This window comes from Bacillus cereus group sp. BfR-BA-01382 (assembly GCF_022663475.1).
In the GTDB taxonomy this organism is placed as follows: Bacteria; Bacillota; Bacilli; order Bacillales; family Bacillaceae_G; genus Bacillus_A; species Bacillus_A thuringiensis_S.
On the sequence record NZ_JAKUFQ010000006.1, the window covers coordinates 18,520 to 40,286 of the forward strand.

The following is a 21,767-nucleotide window of genomic DNA, read 5'->3' on the forward strand; positions in this document are numbered from 1 at the left end:
TATTAGGGGGATAAAGATAAAAATGCACATTAAAGATCGAAGTTCAATTCATGAAAATAAAGAAGTAGAAGCGTTTTGGAAGGAGCAATTATCTTCCGAGATTCTCGATTTTTCTGTATTTAAATTTAATAGCGATTACCAACTAAATAAAGAAACACCTTGTGAGTACGTTCAAGTCAGAGTGAATGTAGAATTTAGTAAAAGTATACAAAAAATAAGTAAGTCTCAAGATTTATTATTATTTAGCTGGTTTCAAGCCGCTTTAAGGGTTTGTTTGGCACATTATACAGATCAAGAAAGAATTACCATTGGTATTCCTATAATTGAAAAGAATCTTGAACAAAGTGAGAATCTTAATAAGTTGATTCCTTTAGGAAGTGAAATCCATCCGCATCACCCCTTTAAACAATTAGTAAATGAGATTGAACAAACGACTTTATTCGGGTATGAAAATCAGGAGTATCCGCTCTCTGAATTATTAGTTAAACACAATTTAACTCCTTTTCAAATTGTAATCGGGATGGAAGGATTACATAATGAAAATTCACTAGAAGAATACGCAGAGAATAATTTAGTCCTATGGATACGAAGAAAATGGAATGAAATACATAATGAATTTGAATTTCAAATTTCTTGCAAGTCCCGTTCATTCTCTTCTTTGCAACAGTTTGCCAATTCGTATTGTTATGTTTTAAAGCAAGTTTCACAAAATCCGAATTTGGCATTGAAAGATATTTGTATTATTGCAGAAGAAGAAAAAGAGTTGTTAGAAGGATTGAATACTTTTCAAACGGGCATAGACTTGTTTCAATCATTTCAAGATTTGTTTGAAGCGCAAGTATTAAAAACTCCAGATCAAATTGCTGTTGTTTGTAATGATCAATCTTTGACATATAGAGAATTGAATAAGAAAGCGAATCAATTGGCTTCTATTCTTCAAAGTAAAGGTGTTTCAAAAGAAAGTATTATTGGCGTTATGGTAGATCGGTCATTAGAAATGATTATTGGTATGATGGGGATTTTAAAAGCAGGAGCAGCGTATTTACCAATCGACCCTAACTACCCAACTGAACGAATTGAATATATGTTACAAGATAGTCAAGCAAAATATTTACTTAGTAAGCGAACAGAGGAAGTATTGCCGCAATTTGCGGGTGAAGTACTGTATTTTGATAAAGAATATCTTTTCCAAGGTGAAGAAAGTAATTTAGTACGAGAACATAATCCTAATGATTTGGCTTATGTTATTTACACATCAGGATCGACAGGAAATCCAAAAGGGGTAATGATAGAACAAAAATCGCTAGTTCATTTTTTAAATGTAATGAGAGAAAAAGTAAAAGCTAATCAATCATTCTTGTTTCTTGCTAGTGTATCTTTTGATATTTCCTTGTTAGAAATATGTCTTCCTTTAACGCAAGGTTCAAAAGTAGTAATTGCTACAGAGGAACAGTTTGCAACAAAAGAATTGGCTCATTTGGTCAAAAAACATAAGGTGGATTTATGGGAATCAACGCCATCGCGAATGGAAGTGATTTTGAGTGATCCAGAAGGGGCAAATTTTCTAAAAGATTTAAAATCTATTTTATTAGCAGGAGAAGCATTTTCCATTGATTTGGTTGAAAAAATTCGTTGTATCAGTGAAGCAACAATTTTAAATATTTATGGTCCCACAGAAACAACCATTTGCGCAACAATAAAAGACTTGAGCACTTCCAAAGAAGTTACGATCGGCAAACCAAATCCGAATTATCATTCCTATATATTGAATAAGTATGGCCAATTAAAACCATTTGGAATTCCCGGTGAACTCTGCATTGCTGGAGTAGCGGTAGCACGAGGGTATCTTGGTAAAAGTAAACTGACAGATGAAAAATTTGTACAGAGTCCTTTTGCGGCAGGGGAAATGATGTATCATACAGGTGATCTCGTTCGTTGGTTGCCTAATGGAGAACTTGAGTATTTAGGTCGAATGGATCATCAAGTGAAAATTCGAGGGTATCGGATTGAATTAAGAGAAATCGAAACTCAATTAAGGGAATATCCAGAAATAAACCAGGCTATCGTTGTTGATCAAGTGTATGGAAATAGGAAATTATTAGCTGCCTACTATGTATCGGATAACAAGGTGTCTTTTGGTGAAATCAGAAAATATTTAAGTGATAAATTACCTGAGTTTATGATTCCTGAAAAAATGATTCAGGTAGAAGAGATTCCATTGAATCCAAATGGAAAAGTGGATAGAAAAAGGTTATTGGATATAACCCAAACGGATTATGTATCAATTCCATACGTTGCCCCGCGCAATGAAATTGAACAAAAATTGGTGCGTGCGTGGGGGAAAGTTATGGAGATTGAGGGAATCGGTATTCATGATAATTTTTTTGCATTAAAAGGAGAATCCATTAAAGCACTTCAGGTAATTAATTTATTAAGAAAAGACTGCTTAAAAATAAGTACAACAGATTTTTTTAAGCACCCTACAATCGCTCAACTGAGTTCTTGTGTAAAGTTAGAGCATAAAGAAGAAAACTTTGAAAGTAAACCAACTCATGTTAAAGATTTGTCTAATCCATTCTCCTTAACAGAAGTTCAGACAGCGTATATGTTAGGAAGGAATTCACAGTTTGAATTAAGTGGTATTTCACCTCAAACATATTTTGAATATGAAACAACATTGGATATCAATCGTCTTTCAAAAAGTTTTCAAAAGGTAATCCATCGTCATCCAATGTTGCGAGCTGTAATTTTACCAGAGGGAAAACAGCAAATATTACAAAGCGTTCCTGATTACCAGATTGAAATAGTGAGTCTCATAGATTTAGATGATAGGAATCAAAATGCTCGCTTGCAAGAAGAGCGTTCTCGAATGACTAACCATGTATTCCCTTTGGGGCAATGGCCTTTGTTTGAATTGAAAGCTTTTCTTTTAAAAGAAGACACGTATTTATTATGTTTTCGATACGATGCTTTATTAATGGACGGAGCAAGCATGAACATTGTTGGACAGGATTTGTTGCATTATTATTATAAACCAAATCAAAAATTAGAATCTTTATCTTTTGATTTTCAAGATTATATGTTTATCTATGATGAAATGGAACAAATCGGAGAATATAAAACAGCAAAAGATTATTGGACAAGTAAGCTTCCTGACTTTCCGTTTGCACCTTCTTTGCTGTTAAAAAAGGATCCAGCAGAGATTGCTACTCCTAAATTCCAATCACTTACAAAAATCCTGGACAATGAAAAATGGACAAAGCTACGAAAGTTAGCACAAGAGAAAGAGGTAACGCCTTCCGCTCTACTTTGTACAATATATGGTGATGTGTTGGCATATTGGAGTAATCAACGTCGATTAGCAATTAATTCGACTGTATTTAACCGTTATCCTGTTCATGATGAAGTAGAACAGATTGTAGGAGATTTCACATCGCTTATTTTGTTGGATGTTGATGTAAAACCAGAGCAAACTTTCTTTACTAGAGTAAAAGAAACGCAATCTACTTTATTAGATGGCCTTGAACATCGTCATTACGATGGAGTTAACTTTATTCGAGATTTTACTCGATATCATCAAATGACGCCAAAAGCAGTTATGCCGATCGTTTTCACCTCGATGTTAGCAGGTGCAGGTGCTTTCTCTTGGGAACAACTTGGTTCTCTTCGCTATATTCATGCTCGAACTCCACAAGTGTATTTGGATAATGTAGTAATTGAAAAAAATGGAGAGTTATTAATTAGCTGGAATTATGTTGAAGAGTTGTTTGATATTGATGTGATAGAAGCAATGTTTTCCCAATTTGTTGACTTATTGGAACAATTGGTGAAACAAAGCGATATAACATCTTTGCAGATGAAAGAGTCGGATCAAACTTTAATTGAACAATATAATGAAACAACAGAAAAAATACCTTCAACTACTCTGTATCAATTATTTACAGACCAAGTAAAACGTACACCGAATGAAGTAGCGGTGGTATTTGAGCAAAAATGGTTAACATACTCGGAACTTCATAAACGCTCCAATCAAATTGCCCACTTCTTAAAAGAGCAGGGCATTGGTCTTGGTGACAAAGTGGGTCTTTTAGCCAAAAGACGAGTTGACACAATTGTTAATATGCTAGGTATTTTAAAAGCAGGTGCTGCTTATGTTCCGATTGATCCCGATCATCCTTTAGATCGCCAAACATATATTTTAAAAAATAGCTCATGCAAGTTTTTATTAGAACCTAGTCTTTATGAAGAAAATCATTTGTCATTTTATACAACAGAAGATATGCCCGCTATTGCTGGTCCAGAAGATATTGCCTATATTATATACACTTCAGGAAGTACAGGAAAACCAAAAGGAGTAATTATTACTCACCAAGCGGTTACAAATACTATTCAAGACATAAATCAAAAATATGAGGTGAATGAAGATGATCGTATTATTGGTATCTCTTCCATGTGTTTTGACCTATCTGTATACGATATTTTCGGAGCTTTAAGCACAGGTGCAATGTTAGTAATGATTCGTGATCCGAGAGACATGCAAGAATTAATCCGCACTGTCGAACGTAGAGGGATTACAATTTGGAATACAGTGCCTGCAATCATGGATTTGGCATTGGATCAAGTAGGTTCTCATTTTGAATATCCTTCTTTACGTTTAGTTTTACATAGTGGAGATTGGATTCCGCTTTCTTTACCAGAAAAAATAAAAAGACATTTTCCGATTGCAGAAGTAGTTTCACTAGGAGGGGCAACAGAAGCATCGATTTGGTCAATTTATTATCCGGTCAAACAGGTGGAATCACATTGGAATAGTATTCCATACGGGATGCCCTTGGCAAACCAAACGTATTATGTGTTGAACTATGAAAAGAAAATGTGCCCTGTTGGTGTAATTGGAGATTTATATATCGGGGGAGTGGGCCTTGCTAAAGGATATTTAAATGATGAAAAGAAAACAAATGAAGCGTTTGTTTCACATCCTGATTTTGGTCTTATATATAAAACAGGAGATTGTGGAAAAATGCATTCTGAGGGATATATTGAATTTTTAGGCCGCCAAGATTACCAAGTGAAAATTCAGGGATATCGAGTAGAGTTAGAAGAAATCTCTCATTGTCTTCTAACTTATAAACAAGTCGAACATGCTGTCGTAATTGATCAAACAGATGAGAACGGGATAAAATTTTTAGTTGCATATGTGGTAACTGAGCAAAATATTAGTACAACAGAACTACGAAAGCATTTGCGAGATCACTTGCCAGATTATATGATTCCTTCTTATTTTGTTTATTTGGACCAATTACCCCTGACTCCAAACGGGAAATTAGATAGAAAAGCGCTCCCTACTCCGGAGAAACAAAAAAATGAAGTATTTATTGCCCCAAAAACTGAAATGGAAAAAATATTAACTAGTATTTGGCAAGAAGTACTCAAAATAGATCAAGTTGGAGTAAATGATCATTTCTTCGCCTTAGGTGGAGATTCGATAAAAGCAATTCAAGTGTCCGTTAGACTGTATCGACAAGGATTCGAGCTTGAACCAAAAAATCTATTTTCATTTCCTATATTAAGAGATATGGTTCAATTTGTTAAAAAGCTAGACCAGTTTTCAAGTTCACAAACAAATGATGTAAATATAATGAACGATAATAAAGCTACATTACTAAATGTTAAAGATAAACAACTTAATCAACATACACTTAACAAAATACAAGAAAAAATGCCGGATATAAAAATAGAACGTATTTACCCGTTAGCACCTTTCCAGGAAGTTATTTATGAGCATGCTACGAATGAACCTGATACAAATGCATATTTTGAACAAACAATTTGGGCACTTGAGGGGGAGCTGGATATTAAACTCTTTATTCAGTGTTTCCAACAATTAGTTGATCGTCATGATTCTTTAAGAACAATAATTGTGCAAGATGAACAAGCAAAACCTTGGCAAGCTGTTCTATATGATGTTCAAATAAATTCAGAAATAAAAAACTTGATTGAGATGACGAAACAAGAACAGCAAGAATTCCTAAAACAGTGGATGAATGAAAATTTAAGTCGAGGATTTAAAAATGATGAACTTATGACACGTCTCTGTATATTCCAACTAGGTAATAACGAGCATAAAGTAATTTGGAGTTCCCATCATCTATTATGTGATGGTTGGAGCGTCAGCATTTTGATAGACGAACTATTCCAGCTCTACGAAACTACAAATGCCGGAACTACGGCGGGGTTACCCATGGTAAAACCTTTTGAAACATTTATAGATTGGACTTTGGCACAAGATCATGAGAAAGCACGTCATTTTTGGCGAGATTATTTATCAGGATACAATCAGAAAATTAGTATTCCTAAAAAGAAAGTCCCATCTAAAAGTGAAGGGTTAAACTTCACTTTTATGGATTTAACATTAGACAAGGATTTGACTGATCAGTTACAGACATTTGTAACTAAAAATAATATAACTATGAATACAGCATTACTAGCTGTATGGGGAATATTGCTTGGCAAATTCAACGGAACGAGAGAAGTAGTATTGCCTAATCTAGTATCAGTCAGACCTCCCGAAGTAGAAGGAATTGAAAATATGTTCGGTCTGTTCACAAATGTTTTGCCTATCCGATTAGCATGGACAGAAACGCAATCTTTTGTGGACTTCTTGCAAAAGGTACAACTAGAGACATTGAAATGTAATGAGTATGCATACTATTCATTTGTTGATATACAAAAGCAAAGTGAATTAAAAACTGAGTTGACTGACCATCTTTGGGTTTTTGAAAACTATCCAACTAATCCAGCAATCTTTTCTTCAAATGAAAACAGACATTTTGCTATCACGGATTACGAAGTTGTTGATGAGCCACATGTAAAGTATGGAATTATGTGCTTCCCTGAAGAAAGACTTACAATAAAGTTTGGATATGATCAAACGGTATATGAAGCAGAGAAAATACAGGAAATATTAAATCACATCCATGGGTTAATCAACACGATTCTTCAAAATCCAATACAAACAATTTGTGATTACAAATTATAAAAAATGAAAAGGCGAGCAAGAACTCGCCTTTTTAAATAGAATAGGAGTAAATCAAATGACAAAAAAATTACAGTTATCAGCCGAAGAAATGCGTCAGTTAGGATATCAAGCGGTTGACTTGATTGTTGATCATATGAATCATTTAAAAAGTAAACCAGTTTCAGAAACGATTGATAGTAATATTTTTAGAGACAAGCTAATTGAAACGATTCCGGAAAACGGATCTAATCCAAAAGAATTACTTCATTTTCTTAATAACAATGTGTTTAATCAAATTACTCATGTGGATCATCCTCATTTTATGGCTTTTGTGCCAGGTCCTAATAATTATGTTGGTGTATTAGCAGATTTTTTAGCAAGTGGGTTTAATGTATTTCCTACAGCTTGGATAGTAGGTGCAGGTGCCGAACAAATTGAATTAACGACAATTAACTGGTTAAAATCAATGCTAGGATTCCCTGATTCAGCTGAAGGACTATTTGTCAGTGGTGGTTCCATGGCTAATTTGACTGCACTTACTGTAGCGAGACAGGTCAAGCTGAATAATGACATAGAAAATGCGATTGTTTATTTTTCTAACCAAACTCATTTTTCTGTAGATCGAGCACTTAAAGTATTAGGTTTTAAACAGCATCAAATTTGCCGAATTGAGACAGATGAAGACTTAAAAATTTCAGTTAGTACTTTAAGAAAACAAATAAAAGAAGATCGATTAAAAGGGAAAAAACCATTCTGTGTTATTGCTAATGCAGGGACAACGAATTGCGGAGCGGTGGACTCCCTCGATGAATTGGCTGATGTATGTGGTGATGAAGATATATGGCTACACGTGGATGGGGCTTATGGGGCTGCAGCAATTCTCAGTGAAAAAGGAAGGGAGTTATTAAGTGGAATTCATCGTGCCGATTCTTTAACGTTAGACCCGCATAAATGGCTTTTTCAGCCTTATGATGTTGGTTGTGTACTTATTCGAAATAGCCAATATTTAAGTGAAACATTCCGTATGATCCCAGAGTATATTAAGGATACAGAAACTAATATAGAAGAAAAAGTGAATTTTGGGGAGCGTGGAATTGAACTTTCTCGTAGATTTAGAGCATTAAAGGTATGGCTTTCTTTTAAAGCATTCGGAGTTACAGCTTTTCGTGAGGCAATTGATCATGGCATTATGCTAGCTGAACAAGTTGAAGAGTTTTTAAGGAAAGAAAAAGATTGGGAAGTAGTAACACCTGCCCAATTAGGAATTGTTACTTTTCGTTATATTCCATGTGAGCTAACATCTACAGATACAATTCATGAAATAAACAAAAAATTGGTGGAAGAAATTAATCAAAGAGGATTTGCTATGCTAAGTACGACTAAATTAAAAGAAAAAGTAGTAATTCGACTTTGCTCTATCAACCCAAGAACCACAAAAGAAGAAATACTTCAAATCATGATGAACATAAAAGCGTTAGCAGAGGAAATAAACACATCGCCTAAACATCTTATATCTGTTTCTCAACCTTAATATATTAGGCGGATTTTACATATTAATAGCCGATTCTTATTTAGAATCGGCTATTATATTTAAATGATAAATACATATATACTATTTATAAGCGTTTCTCTTGTAATGGGATTAAGCCTCAACCTTGGATACTCGTTTGAAACCAGTCTTTATTGCTTGTACTATTTCGTTCACAGCATAAATAGATACATCGGCATTTGGATTTAACCCTTCAAACCAGTGATAGGCATTTGGATATAAATGAAACTCCACATCAACACCAGCTTGTGCTAGTTTACTTACATAGGTTAATGTTTCGCTGCGGAATGGATCTAATTGACCAACAAATGTGTAAGTATACGGTAAGTCACTATAATCCTCAGCTCGAGAAGGTGCTGCATAGGCAGGGATTTGATCCGTTCCATACATTTCTCCTAAATACATTTTCCAGCCAGCTTCATTTGCCTTTTGATTCCAAACAAATCCCTCTTTAATTTCATTCGCTGAAGGTGTATCATTTCTGTCATCAATCATTGGATATAGTGGCATTTGTAAACAAATTGAAGGATATTTTCGATCTCGGGCTAATAATGATAATGCTGCTGTTAGTCCACCGCCGGCACTTACTCCTGCAACCCCAATACGATTTGAATCAATGTTTAATGACTTTGCATTATCAGCAATCCATTTTAAAGCTGAATAACAATCCTCAATTGGTGCTGGGTAAGGGTGTTCAGGTGCTAAGCGGTAGTCTACAGATACAACCACACAGCCAGCTTCTTTTGCAAACCTCATACAAGTATCATCGTTATCATCTATAGAACCTAAGATATAACCACCACCATGTATCCATAATAAGACAGGTAAAGATTCATGATTTGATTTTGGACGATAAATTCGTAATGGTAACGGATTATCATCAGGCCCAAAAATGACTTTATCTGTTAAAGAAAGAGAGTCATCAACAACGGTAGGTGGTCTCATTTGAGCTATTCCTTCTCTGATTGATTGCAAGTTTTCCGGGCGTAAATCGAGATCCGGAAACATCTCTAACCCTTGTAATAATTCTGGATTTACTCTAGTTTTCATTTTAGCACCTCTATTTGTAATTGTTTTCAAATAAATGAAGTGTATATTCTAAGTAGTTTAATTGTGAAAGAACACCACAATTAAATTGTAAATTGGATATGTTATAACGGTCAACAGAATATTCGGAAATTAAAACCTTTCTCAAGAAGGACTTTCATGCAATTAATAATACAAGTATTGGATTTAAGAGCAAAGTGGTTTAATGTCGTTGTAATTATGTACATTAGAAAAATTTCTTTTTGAGTCTAGAAAAGGATTAGATTCTTTTCTAGACTCATGAAGAATTATGAAAAGCAAAATTTTATAGATAGTTATCTTAAAAATAAACAAAGAGAGAAGAACTAACCAATGTTCTTCTCTCTTTTTCATATGTAATTAGGGTATCCTTAACTGCAAATACGGATGGTATAGATTAATGGATAAATAATTTCCTTTTAAATTAATAACGGAATACATAAAGATTTTTATATGTAATATTGCATATACAGGGACTACTAGTGAAAATGTTGAGCAATGTTTTTCCATATGGTAAATTAGTTCCTTAGTTATTTATTTTATTTCATTTTCAATCGTGTAAGGCTAGGGGCGAAGATTTACAAAGGTGACTAGTAAAAAATATAACAATATAAGTATAAGATTTTGTACTTAGTAATCTCGCGATTTAAGGCATGACATTGGATAAGTGCGGGGAGTTCAATCGATTTTGAATAAAATCAATAGTATCAGTTGCAATTTTTTTACGTTTAAGAACGATCCCGGCATGCCCACATTTATAAATATATCGTGGAGGTCTTTCCCAAGATTCCCACAAGTAGTCTGTATCCTCAGAATGCACATATAGATCATGCTTACCTGAAATTAATAAAATATTTTCTTTTTTTACTTTTGGCAATGCTTGACTCGGTTCAGTGATTTTCCAATAATCTATTAAATCATCATACGTAACACCATGATGTTCCAAGTCTTCTCTAATAAATTTACCTGGAGTTGTATTCCAAATAGAATAAGAAAGTCGATTTGCATAAAAAATGGATGCTAACACATCAATTTCTTCTTCAACAAGAGAGGTTAAGTTAGTAATAAATCCGCCTAAACTAATTCCTATTAGAATCAGGGGCCCATTTTTATTTGCTTTAATCCATTTAATCAAAGCTCGTAAGTCAGCTACCGCTTGTCTAGTTGCTTGTAATGTTCGTTCAATATTTGCACTTACCATATACTCTCCACTGAATAAGGATTGATCGGGTTTTCTTTCAAAATGATAGGGTAGAGTGAAATAATACATATTCCACTTCAGGCTGGTCATATGATCGTGGAATATTTTTTTCACACGTTCGTTAGAATCCATTCTCCAACCGTGAACAAAGATAACATGAGGTGCATTTTCATTTTTATGTAAGAATAATTCCCCAGTTACAGAGTCGTTGCGTGAATCACCGGATTGAACCGAACTTTTATGGTTGAATTGCCCAACCATGTATTCATTTTCCTGCTTTGAATGCTTAATGTCAAAATGAAAATGTGATGGTTGTACTTTATAAAAAGATTCTATGTCCTTTATATTTAATGAAGTGTTAGAAAGGGAAGTAAACTGAAATGCTACACTTCTTTTTTTATGTAAATCATATAAGGCGTACCGATCAATGAGTTTTGAAAAAATCAAATTAACCTCCTCCAAAATACATATTGTTTAAAACATGGACAAAATTTATGTTGTAAATTAATTATAAAATATTCTCTTTTCCTAATAGTAGGTGATAAATTTGTATATCATATTATAAAGCTTGCAATAAAATAAAACTATAAATATATACTAAAATTTAAGAAGTAAGTTAATGTTCATATCCGTATAAAAGAATATTAAATTGTTTCTTTTCTTATTAAAAGATGTAATTTCTATTAGGAACTTACATTCTCATATAAATATTTACAAATAGGTTTCTCTATATTTATTGTATAGAAATTACACAGTAAATATTTTTTGTGCTACATACATTAAATTAATCTTAACCTTTAATAAATTTATTAAACGGAATAACTCCTTATCAATATTCAAAAACGGCTGCATTTTTGAATTTGTGTTCTAGCTTTTCTGAAACAGGTAAATAACTACACATAAACTCCTTATATCTCTAGTTAAACTACCGATTAGCTCCATATAAACTCTAGATAACCTATATAGAATACAAGTTATCAAGGAGGTAAGCAAAAATGAATTTTATGAAACGAGCAATTCTCAGTATGAAAAAAAGGATAGGAACATCATTAATTTTGATGGCAGTTTTTCTGATTGTTACAAATTTGGTTCTTTCAGGTTTCACAATCCAAAATGCATCAAAAAAAGCAGCGGATGCTGCAAGAAAAAAACTTGGTGCAGATGTTACTTTAGGTCTTGATTTCGACAAATTAGGTCAAAAAGCTAAGGAAACTGGAGAAATGCCAAATCCGCCGCAGCTCGATGCAAAAGAAACAGATCAATTAGCGAAGTCCAAGTATGTAAAAGATTATAATTACATAGCTAACACTTTCGGTATTTCTGATGGGCTTAAACTAGTAGGAGCTTCAGAAGGAGAAGGAAAAGGTAAAGTGGGAATGGCGGCTGCGCGAGGCGGTTCAAGCTCTGGTACAGAAATCGATATGAACGCTTCTTTTATGATTGAGGGAGTTCGCAAGACTGCATTACAAGAAAGCTTTAAAAACGGAAAAAGTAAAATCATTGATGGAAAACCAATAACAGAGCAAATGAAGGATCAGAATGTAGCTTTAATGGAAAAACGATTAGCGGAATTAAACAATTTGAAAGTAGGAGACAAAGTTAAAGTGCAATCAGGGGATAAGAAGGAAACCCTTGAGGTTGAAATTATCGGTATTTACGAAACAAATGAGCAAGCAATGGGTCAACAGGCTCCTCCTATTATGGATCCAGCTAATAAACTATATATGCCGCATTCAACTATGAAAAAATTAGAAGTAGACCAAGGTATAAGTAGTGTTCAAGTCGTGTATTTCTTGAATGATCCACAATATATTGATGCATTTAAAAAAGAAGCAAGAAAATTTAATATTGATTTTAATTATTATAAATTAGATGCGCATGATTCATTGTACAAGCAAATGATTGGTCCTATCGAAAATATCTCTTCGACTTCTCAAATGATTATTTATATTGTATCGATTGCAGGTGCGATCATTTTAGGATTAATCATAATGCTATCAATTAAAGGGCGTCGTAAAGAAATGGGAATTCTATTGTCCATTGGAGAGAAAAAGTGGAAGCTGATGGCGCAATTCGTAGTAGAAGTAGTGTGTGTCGCTATTTTAGCATTTGGATTATCCATAACAACAGGAGCTAAAGTTTCTCAATATATCGGGGATAATTTACTTTCGAATGAAATTGCTACTTCAAGCGAAGAAACAGATACCTCGCAACATGGTACTGTAATGATGGCTGGACCTGGTGGTACTCTACAAAATCAAAAAGAAGATCCGATTAATAAAATTGATGTAAGTGTAACAGGAGAAGATGTAGGAAAAATGGGTGGAATTGGACTAGCTATTGCTATAATAGCAACGCTTCTTCCGGCATTATCTATTCTACGTTTAAACCCAAAACAAATTCTTTTAAAAGATGAATGAGGAGGCTCGATATGGAGACAATTTTACAGTTTAAAAATTTAGATTATTATTATGAAAGTAATGGAAAAAATGTAGCGATACTAGAAAATGTTAACTTTTCTTTTCAAAAAGGACATTTCTACACGATTTTAGGACCATCTGGATCTGGTAAAACTACGACTCTAAGCTTAGGTTGTGGACTAGATGTCCCTAAAAATGGTTATGTACTGTATAATGGCAAAGATATTAGAAAAATTGGTTTGGATCGATACCGTAATCAAAATGTATCTGTAATTTTCCAATCTTATAACTTAATAACCTATATGACAGCTCTTCAAAATGTCTTAACAGCAATGGAAATTACAGGTGTTAAAGTGCAAAATAAAACAGCAAGAGCATTACAGTTATTAGAGAGGGTAGGACTCTCAGAAGCTGAAGCGAAACGAAACGTCCTGCAACTAAGCGGTGGGCAACAACAGCGTGTAGCAATTGCTCGAGCACTATCTTGTAATGTTGATTTATTGATTGCGGATGAGCCAACAGGAAACCTTGATGAGCAAACCGCAATGGATATTATAGAACTGTTTCAAGAACTTGCACATAAAGAGAATAAATGTATTATTGTTGTGACGCACTCACAGGAGGTTGCTAAAAAATCAGATCGTGCAGTGTATTTAAGTAAGAAGAAGTTGGTTGTAAATGAAATCTAATATAAACATCGTAGCTGTTCAATTCACATAATTTTCAAAATCTAGACCTTTCAAAAGCTTATATTTGTTTTATAATAAAATCAAGCCATAATCAAAATGGTCTCCCTGTACTGAATGTTAAAATAGTTTGTTGTTCCCGTTTTAATAATATTTGAAAAAGAACTTGTAGGATATTCTACAAGTTCTTTTTAGTATAATTGGTTACCTATATCATGGGATAATCATACATAAAAAACGGAACATTACCTAGATGTATAATCTAAATATCGTCCCGTTTACCTATCTATGTATCTGTATAGTTATTGCAGAATTAAACCTACAATCATAATTAAACTAAATACTATCATCCAACCAAACGCACAATATCCAAAAATTTTAATCCATTTAGGTAATTGATTCATGTTAATTTTATTTGTGGGAACTCCTTGCATCGAAAACATCATTTTTTGATCTCTATCTCTATTATTTTGTTGTTCATACATAATATCATCACCTTTCCAGAACTATTGTGTTTATAGTATATCAACCTAAAGAAAATTATGTACAGAATAAAAGAGGATAGCATATATATTATGTGGTGAATTTTATAAATAAATGCATTTAATTGCCATGATTCTAAGTGCTAATACGTTATAAATACTGAACAAGAGCCCTACATAAATAGGACTCTTGTTCTTCAAATATTAACTTGCTGGATATGCATCAGAACCAAGATAACGTTCTTTTATAATTTGAAGATGATGAAGCTCATGACCGGCAATGATGTATGCTAATGCACGAACTGTAACTTCAGAATTATTCGCATTTCCTCTTTGTGACCAGGCTTCTTTATCTAAGCTTCTAAGTAAATACAGGGTAGATTGGCGAACAACTATTAAATTCTCAAGAAGATCTTGCATAGATTGCTTATCAAAAGCAGCTCTAAGAACATACATATCATCATTATAGCCTGGAAGTTCTGCTGTCTCGCCTCGAGCGATAGATAGCAATCGATACGCCATAATACGTTCTGTATCTGCTATATGACCGATTACTTCTTTTATACTCCATTTAGTAGGAGCATACCGGAAAAGTCCCTTACTATTAGAAATTCCCTTTAATAAAAGATTCGTTTCCTTCATTTGTTGTTCTAGAATATGTATGATATTTCCGTCTGATACCAAGTTGGTATACGTTGCATAATAGGAGTTATATTCACTTACCTTTGGTCTTATTTCCATACGAATCATCCTTTATGTTTAATCTTTACATATAGCTTATCATAAAAGAATTCCAAATTAATCTGAAAAATGGAGGTGAATAAACATTTTTCATCCTCCTTTTCAGTTTCATAGATGAAATGTATCTCAAATAAGAGAATCTAATTTGCTGCTAAGCGTAATTTCGCTTTTTTTGCTGTTATAGGTAAACATTTAAGTTGAATACAGTTTGTCACTACTTATGACAATCGCCATTTAAAAAGTAGCATACGTCATTAAACGAAAAGCCTGTTAATAAGTTTATACTTACTACAAAAACAAATAAACTCGTCCTATTTAAAGGAGAGTTTATTTGTTTTTATGTTTAGATAGCGGAATACTCATGCAAAATTGCACACTATGTTCCATATTTTTTATTGAATACTTTATATCTAACGTTTCAAGAATTTGTTTAACAATATATAGCCCCAAACCACTTCCTCCAGTATTTCGATTCCTTGATTTTTCAATTCGATAAAATGGTTTGAAAATTTGTTGAATATCTTCATCTTTAATATTGATACCTGTATTTATAATTTTCATTTCGATTTGATCTTGTTTAGAATTCTCTCTTAACTTTATATAGACTTTTTCATTATGTGGTGAATACATAACCGCATTGTGGATAATATTTTTGCATGCTTTTTCTAAAAGAGCACAATCTGTATAAATAGAAAGGTCAGAATCAAATTCTTTTATTATTTCGATACTTTTTTGAGAAGCAAAAAATTCGAGATCTTTTGTGATTGTACCTATTAACTTTGAAGGATTAACTTCCTCTACTTTTAGTTTGAAGGTGTGTTGTTCTAATTTCGATACGCTTAAAATTTCACGAACTAATTGTTCCATACTTTCAATAATTTGATGATTTTTCTTTAAATATTGATCACGATTTTGATAAGGGCCAATATTGTATATCATCCCTTCTAAGTATCCTTTCATTACAGTAAGAGGGGACTTTAATTCATGTGCTACAATCGCAAAAAACTCTCTGCGTTTTGTTTCTATTTCTCTTTCTTTTTCAATATCATTTTTTAATTGTTCATTTGCTTTTTTTAAATCAAACATAGCTTGTTGTAAGTTAATAGACATGTCATTCAAACTATTAGACAATTCTCCTAACTCATCTGTAGAGCGAACCTCAATTTTTTCGGAGAAATCTAAATTTGCCATCTTTTGTGCACCTTCATTAATATAAATAAGTGGCTTTGTAATAAACCTGGAATAAAAATAAGCACTTCCTATACCAATAATGAGCACAATGATACTAATATAGGGGAGAAATCGTACTAAAACCTGTGAAGCTTCATCAATCGGTTGAAATGTAGCAAAGACTATAAGTGTTAAACTACCATCTTGGAATTGAATTGGTTTCGTAACGTTATATGAATTGCTAAGGGTACTTGCATTCTCGAATCGTGTTGCTTTAGTAACTACTGTTTTTTGCGTACCACTTTGAATAAAAGAAAATGAAGGAGAGTAAATAATTACTCCTTCTTTATTTTGAAGGTAAAGCATCGCATTATTTTTTTTTGCGTATTCATCAAAAAGTGGTATCGCATCTTGAAACGTAAGATTTTTAGACTTATCAATGATTTCGTTTATCCCTGTTTGAAGTTGATCTGTTTTATATTGCTCATAAAACGTAGGGAGAAAGAAGTATAAAGTTAAATAAATCAATACTGCAAAGGATAACAAAATGAGAGATGTAGTCATAAAGAGTTTATAAGTAATTTGCTTCATCTTCATGAGTTTCACAATACTATTCATCAATTTTATAACCAATACCCTTTATTGTTTTAATATAAGGGATAGCTAATTTTTTGCGTAGGTTTTTAATATGTGTATCAATTATTCGTGTTTCTCCAAAATAATCGTACCCCCAAACCTTCTCTACGATATTTTCTCTTGTAAGTACTTTTCTCTCATTTTGAAATAGTAGTTGTAGAATTTCAAACTCTTTTGTCGTTAATATAATTTCAACATCATTTACATAGACTCTATATGCATCCACATCGATACGAACTTCTTTAAATATCAAATGATTATTTACATTTTTATCATAACTTCTTCTAAGTACAGCTTCGACTCGTCTAATCAAAACATGAAATGAAAAGGGTTTTGTTATATAATCATCGATCCCAAGATCGAATCCTTTCATTTGATCTTCCTCTTCTTCCAACGCAGTTAGCATAATAATTGGTACGTTTGACTGACTTCGAATCATTTTAGAAACTTCAAACCCATTAAGATTGGGCATCATGACATCTAGGAGAATTAAATCAAAGGATTGCTTATTAAATTGTGTCATACCCTCTAGTCCATCTGAAGCGACTACCACTGTATAATGCTGTGTCATTAAAAATTGTTTAATTAATTCCTGAATTTCTTGATCGTCCTCTACCACGAGAATATGATAGTTTTTCATAATATCACCTCTGGTAGTCATTATAGCCGTACTATCTGGAGTTTATGTGGAGATACAGTAGTAAACTTCATAGGACGTTTACTACCAAAAAGTATTATTAGCTATATTACTTTTTTATGGAGAAATAATTGATTAAAAAACTTATCGTATGAATTGATGTATGAATAATATTTACGAAAAACTAATGTATAATAATGTGAATTGTATGTAATTTCTTAAAATTTGTGAAAATATACTTGTACTTCTTTACCAAAAGAGGGAAAGGAATTTTAATATAGAAGAAGCTACAGTAATACTAGAGTGTGTGCCAAGAACTTTGGATTTCTCTCATCTAGTTTCTATTTAATCGTTAATCACTACATAACAATGTTCTGGCTAAACCAAAAGTTTAAAGGTACAAACTTGGAGAGATTTATATAATGTTAGAAAGGTTGTGAAATGATTTGAAGTGTTATAAAGGTATGCTGTTTGATTTAGATGATACCTTACTTGATAGGGATAAGGCAGTAGCGGCATTATTTTTAATTGTTTTAGAAAAGTGTTATGAAAATGTAGATGGTGCGGCTAAAAGCAACATGTTACAGAAATTCAAAGAATACGATAAAAGAGAATATGGCATAAGTAATAAAACGACAGTTTTAGAATCATTGTTTGATGAATTCACGCCGAAGTATAGATTGCCACGCAATTATATCCAAGATTTTTGGAATAATAATTTCCCTAGATGTTTTTCAATAGACCAAAATACTATTCATTTCTTAAATCAAATAAAGAAGCACTTTAAAGTTGGAATTATAACAAATGGCTCAACTCAGAGGCAAAAAGCTAAAATATTTAACACGAATTTAAATAGGTATTTTGAAACAATCATTATTTCTGAAGAAGTGGGATTTAGTAAACCTGATAAACGTATATTCGAACTAGCGTTAAATAAGCTAAATTTACAGCCGGAAAATACTTTATTTGTTGGGGATGACTTAGAAAAGGATATTGCTGGTCCTCAAAATATAAATATAAAAGGTGTGTGGTTTAACCCTCAAAAAATCAAGAATACTACCAAAATACAACCATATGCCGAGATTAACACTTTGGATAGTTTGTTAAGTTATGTTACTCCACAATATTTTTATAACAAGTACAATATTTTTATAACAAGTAAAAGCAATTTCATATATATATTCAAAAATATAAAAAAGAGAAACTATCATTAATTTCATTAACCGTATTAGTAATAAAGAATAGAGGCGATTTTAATAGCTGCGGCTAATTTAATCTATGATTAATACGAAGTTTTGTAAAACAATTTTACTCATACGGTGCACATTATAAAGGGGTGGGACTATGGACATAAAGAAAGTAGTAATCGATGGAATCAATATTGCGGTCATTAGAAACGATAAGGTATTAATATCGGATGTTCAGTCTGCATTAGATACTATGGCAACAGTTCAATACGAGGTAGATGCGAAGCATATTATTATCCACAAGTCATTAATAAGTGAAAGCTTCTTTGATTTAAAAACACGTCTTGCGGGTGATATCCTTCAAAAGTTTATAAACTACAAGGTAAAGATTGCTATCATTGGGGATTTCTCTATTTACACTAGTAAAAGCTTAAAAGACTTTATTTATGAATGTAATAAAGGGAATGACATTTTTTACTTAGCAACTGAGCAACAAGCAATTGAAAAACTAAGTACATTAAAGTAAAAATTATATCCTGCTAAATTCCCCCATTTCACTTAGTTCATGATTATATACGATATAGAAGAACTGATGTTTGTGGTAAACTAAGAGATGAATAAAGGGGGAGTTTTTTTGAACAATTTTAATGATACGATCCGAAATTTAAATAATATAGTTTACCAACCTAACAATTTAATGATTACGAATCTAAAAGAAGAAAAGCAAAACGCAGAATATGCAGGATGTTTATTCCACTTAAATAACAAAACCATTCGTTTTAGAAAATCAAAAGTTACTCCTAATAAAATTGGTCAATTTGTTTCTTTTTGGGAGAAAGATGACAATATGCAAAATCAAGCATTTTCTTATGACGCTGCTCCTGATTTATTAGTTATTACTTGTATAGATGATCATAAACTAGGACAATTCATTTTGCCTAAAGAGATTCTTCTTAAGGAAAAAATCTTGAGAACACAAAATCAAAAAGGCAAGATGGCTATGAGGATTTATCCTATATGGGATAAGCCTGTTAGCAATCAAGCTAAAAAGAGCCAAATGTGGCAACTTCAGTATTTTGTTGATTTAAGCGATTGTAATAATTTACCTATAGACAAACTATTAAATTTGTATTTGTAGCTTCTTATCTTTAGTGATCTTGTCGGTTAGACTTTTTGTACCGGTACAGTTACATAAAATGTACGTTGTTACAGTACCCCTTAAAACTTACAATCAGCATATATTATTTAAACTTATAAAATTTTAAGGGGTGCTAAATATGACAAGTTTACAAGATCAGCTTTTCGCAAGATTAAATCTTAAAAAACGTAATGAAGTAACGTTTGAAGAATTACCTACTATACTCTTTTCATTTGCACATACTATACCATTTGAGAATTTAGACGTTATAGCACAAAATACGAATCAAATCTCTCTGGAAAACTTACGAGAGAAAATTTTAACTAGTTCCCGTGGTGGACTTTGCTACGAATTAAACACCCTTTTTTACTATTTCTTAAAAGACTGTGGCTATGATGTACAACTGGCATTAGGTACGGTTTATAAAAATGATATAAATGCATGGGCACTTGAGGATGGCCATATAACAATTATTTTAACTTATGCTAATGCACAGTATTTAATTGATGTAGGTATAGCTTCATTAGTACCTCTTGTTCCTGTACCTTTTACTGATGAGTCTGTTTCTTCAAAGAATGGGTCGTACCGGGTGAGACGAAAAGATACGAGTAAAGGAAATTATGTTTTAGAAAGAATAGATGCTGAAGGAGAATGGAAAGTTTGTCATGCCTTTTATAAACATATTATTGATGAGATAGTAGTAAACGATGTTCAAAGAAGAGTAATAGAAGATGAGAAATCTATTTTTAATAAGGGACCAATTGCAGTGAAATTGACGGACTCTGGGCATGTCTCTTTAACGAATAATAGTGTAACTGAAATTATTTATGGAGCAAAAACTAAGCGTGAGGTTACAGAAGAGCAATATAGAGAGCTTTTATATACTTTATTTGCTATTAAGTTATGAATAATAAAGATAGCCGGTACTTAATCAGAGGCGGCTATCTTTATTATTTTTTGGTGTAAATGGTTTTCGTCTAATATGTTTCGGAAACTGCGGTATAGTTAATGTTTCCTCAGTTTCTTCATATGTATGAAAAACTGGTTCTTTTGCAGCAGAATAATATGATTTAAAGTTTGATTTTCTTAATACATATAATACACTAGAACAGTACGAAAAAGTATGTACAATGAATTTTGAATGTAAAGGAAGATTATTATGTCAGTTATTGATAAATTGAAACTTAATAAGTATACAAATATGGTCGTAATTAACGAACCAAGTAATTATGACATTTTTACAGGTAAAGAAACTGTATTCTCAAAAGAACACGATGCTATCTTTATATTTGTAGAAACGCTTGATGAAATGGTGAAACAAACGAATTTTATTATTAGTAATGAAGAATTACTAATTGAAAAAGGTTACGTGTTCTTCGCATATCCGAAAAAAGGTAATGCTCGTTATAGTACGTTTATTCACCGTGATGAGATGTTTCCGGCATTAAACGTTGGAGAAGATGGTTATGTGGGAGAAAGCAATATTAAATTTGCACGAATGGTAAGTATGGATGAAGTCTTTACTGTTGTAGGTTTAAAACGTGAAAAGAAAAAAACAATGAAAACATCTGCTATGAGTCAATGTGTTGCCGATTATGCAGATCGAATTAAAGATGTTGAAGCATTATTAACAAATCACCCGAATGAACTTAAGTTTTATCAAAGTTTAACGCCTGGATATCAGAAAGATTGGGCACGTAATCTTTTTTCTGTAAAACAAGAAAAAACACGTGAAAAACGTCTAGAGAAAATGATAGAAATCCTTTCACAAGGTTATAAAACAATTGAATTATTCCGTAAGAAGAAAAAATAATGATTAAGAAAGTCACAATGCTGC

15 protein-coding genes and 1 pseudogene are annotated in these 21,767 nt (G+C 32.5%); 9 read left to right on the forward strand and 7 right to left on the reverse strand.

What is annotated here, in order from left to right; translation table 11 throughout:
• Positions 1-22 precede the first annotated feature (22 nt).
• Both MR160_RS04105 and MR160_RS04110 read left to right on the forward strand, forming a co-directional pair.
• Entirely contained in the window at positions 23-7,039 is a 7,017-nt protein-coding gene (locus MR160_RS04105; RefSeq protein WP_242297085.1) for a non-ribosomal peptide synthetase, read from the forward strand.
• 55 nt (positions 7,040-7,094) lie between these two features.
• On the forward strand, positions 7,095-8,549 hold the full coding sequence (locus MR160_RS04110) for a pyridoxal phosphate-dependent decarboxylase family protein (protein WP_000162820.1): 1,455 nt from the start codon (positions 7,095-7,097) through the stop codon (positions 8,547-8,549).
• Between the two features lie 111 nt (positions 8,550-8,660).
• Here the strand turns inward: MR160_RS04110 and MR160_RS04115 are convergent, their stop codons facing one another.
• Positions 8,661-9,617, reverse strand: coding sequence for an alpha/beta hydrolase (locus MR160_RS04115; protein WP_000857936.1), 957 nt, complete (start codon positions 9,615-9,617; stop codon positions 8,661-8,663).
• Positions 9,618-10,278: 661 nt separating this feature from the next.
• Entirely contained in the window at positions 10,279-11,280 is a 1,002-nt protein-coding gene (locus tag MR160_RS04120; protein ID WP_000577700.1) for an alpha/beta hydrolase, read from the reverse strand.
• A 548-nt stretch (positions 11,281-11,828) separates the two neighbouring features.
• Between MR160_RS04120 and MR160_RS04125 the strand changes: the two genes are divergently transcribed.
• Complete coding sequence (locus MR160_RS04125; protein ID WP_001010216.1) at positions 11,829-13,253, forward strand: ABC transporter permease; 1,425 nt, start codon at positions 11,829-11,831, stop codon at positions 13,251-13,253.
• Positions 13,254-13,264: 11 nt separating this feature from the next.
• A complete protein-coding gene (locus MR160_RS04130; RefSeq protein WP_000447865.1) occupies positions 13,265-13,942 on the forward strand; it encodes an ABC transporter ATP-binding protein in 678 nt (225 codons plus the stop codon).
• Between the two features lie 299 nt (positions 13,943-14,241).
• Here the strand turns inward: MR160_RS04130 and MR160_RS04135 are convergent, their stop codons facing one another.
• The 4 genes from MR160_RS04135 to MR160_RS04150 form a co-directional block, all read right to left on the reverse strand.
• On the reverse strand, positions 14,242-14,424 hold the full coding sequence (locus MR160_RS04135; RefSeq protein WP_000273237.1) for a hypothetical protein: 183 nt from the start codon (positions 14,422-14,424) through the stop codon (positions 14,242-14,244).
• A gap of 201 nt (positions 14,425-14,625) precedes the next feature.
• Positions 14,626-15,162, reverse strand: coding sequence for a DinB family protein (locus tag MR160_RS04140; protein WP_000405918.1), 537 nt, complete (start codon positions 15,160-15,162; stop codon positions 14,626-14,628).
• Positions 15,163-15,489: 327 nt separating this feature from the next.
• On the reverse strand, positions 15,490-16,950 hold the full coding sequence (locus MR160_RS04145) for a sensor histidine kinase (RefSeq protein WP_001084893.1): 1,461 nt from the start codon (positions 16,948-16,950) through the stop codon (positions 15,490-15,492).
• Entirely contained in the window at positions 16,943-17,608 is a 666-nt protein-coding gene (locus MR160_RS04150) for a response regulator transcription factor (protein WP_000800727.1), read from the reverse strand. Before MR160_RS04150 ends, MR160_RS04145 begins: the two co-directional genes overlap by 8 nt.
• A 461-nt stretch (positions 17,609-18,069) precedes the next feature.
• Between MR160_RS04150 and MR160_RS04155 the strand changes: the two genes are divergently transcribed.
• From MR160_RS04155 to MR160_RS04170, 4 genes are all read left to right on the forward strand, one after another.
• Positions 18,070-18,819 carry an HAD family hydrolase gene (locus tag MR160_RS04155; RefSeq protein ID WP_000895697.1) on the forward strand — a complete coding sequence of 250 codons (750 nt, stop codon included), beginning with the start codon at positions 18,070-18,072 and terminating at the stop codon, positions 18,817-18,819.
• 130 nt (positions 18,820-18,949) lie between these two features.
• The gene (locus tag MR160_RS04160) at positions 18,950-19,318 is read left to right on the forward strand and encodes a DUF4180 domain-containing protein (protein WP_000351862.1); all 369 of its coding nucleotides are present in this window, start codon (positions 18,950-18,952) and stop codon (positions 19,316-19,318) included.
• Positions 19,319-19,426: 108 nt separating this feature from the next.
• The gene (locus tag MR160_RS04165) at positions 19,427-19,930 is read left to right on the forward strand and encodes a MepB family protein (RefSeq protein ID WP_001058784.1); all 504 of its coding nucleotides are present in this window, start codon (positions 19,427-19,429) and stop codon (positions 19,928-19,930) included.
• A gap of 139 nt (positions 19,931-20,069) precedes the next feature.
• The gene (locus MR160_RS04170) at positions 20,070-20,837 is read left to right on the forward strand and encodes an arylamine N-acetyltransferase family protein (protein ID WP_242297086.1); all 768 of its coding nucleotides are present in this window, start codon (positions 20,070-20,072) and stop codon (positions 20,835-20,837) included.
• Positions 20,838-20,857: 20 nt separating this feature from the next.
• Here MR160_RS04170 and MR160_RS35270 read toward each other — a convergent pair.
• Positions 20,858-21,062 (reverse strand): annotated as a pseudogene (locus tag MR160_RS35270) (hypothetical protein).
• A gap of 27 nt (positions 21,063-21,089) precedes the next feature.
• On the opposite strand from MR160_RS35270, the gene MR160_RS04175 reads away from it, so the two are divergent.
• Positions 21,090-21,743: a YdeI/OmpD-associated family protein gene (locus MR160_RS04175; protein WP_000110860.1), complete on the forward strand. Its 654-nt coding sequence runs from the start codon at positions 21,090-21,092 to the stop codon at positions 21,741-21,743.
• Positions 21,744-21,767 lie beyond the last annotated feature (24 nt).

Coding starts and splice junctions, on each gene's coding strand:
- MR160_RS04105 (WP_242297085.1), top strand. CDS start 23: ATGCACATTAAAGATCGAAGTTCAATTCATGAAAATAAAGAAGTAGAA.
- MR160_RS04110 (WP_000162820.1), top strand. CDS start 7,095: ATGACAAAAAAATTACAGTTATCAGCCGAAGAAATGCGTCAGTTAGGA.
- MR160_RS04115 (WP_000857936.1), bottom strand. CDS start 9,617: ATGAAAACTAGAGTAAATCCAGAATTATTACAAGGGTTAGAGATGTTT.
- MR160_RS04125 (WP_001010216.1), top strand. CDS start 11,829: ATGAATTTTATGAAACGAGCAATTCTCAGTATGAAAAAAAGGATAGGA.
- MR160_RS04130 (WP_000447865.1), top strand. CDS start 13,265: ATGGAGACAATTTTACAGTTTAAAAATTTAGATTATTATTATGAAAGT.
- MR160_RS04135 (WP_000273237.1), bottom strand. CDS start 14,424: ATGTATGAACAACAAAATAATAGAGATAGAGATCAAAAAATGATGTTT.
- MR160_RS04140 (WP_000405918.1), bottom strand. CDS start 15,162: ATGGAAATAAGACCAAAGGTAAGTGAATATAACTCCTATTATGCAACG.
- MR160_RS04145 (WP_001084893.1), bottom strand. CDS start 16,950: ATGAATAGTATTGTGAAACTCATGAAGATGAAGCAAATTACTTATAAA.
- MR160_RS04150 (WP_000800727.1), bottom strand. CDS start 17,608: ATGAAAAACTATCATATTCTCGTGGTAGAGGACGATCAAGAAATTCAG.
- MR160_RS04155 (WP_000895697.1), top strand. CDS start 18,070: ATGCTGTTTGATTTAGATGATACCTTACTTGATAGGGATAAGGCAGTA.
- MR160_RS04160 (WP_000351862.1), top strand. CDS start 18,950: ATGGACATAAAGAAAGTAGTAATCGATGGAATCAATATTGCGGTCATT.
- MR160_RS04170 (WP_242297086.1), top strand. CDS start 20,070: ATGACAAGTTTACAAGATCAGCTTTTCGCAAGATTAAATCTTAAAAAA.
- MR160_RS04175 (WP_000110860.1), top strand. CDS start 21,090: ATGTCAGTTATTGATAAATTGAAACTTAATAAGTATACAAATATGGTC.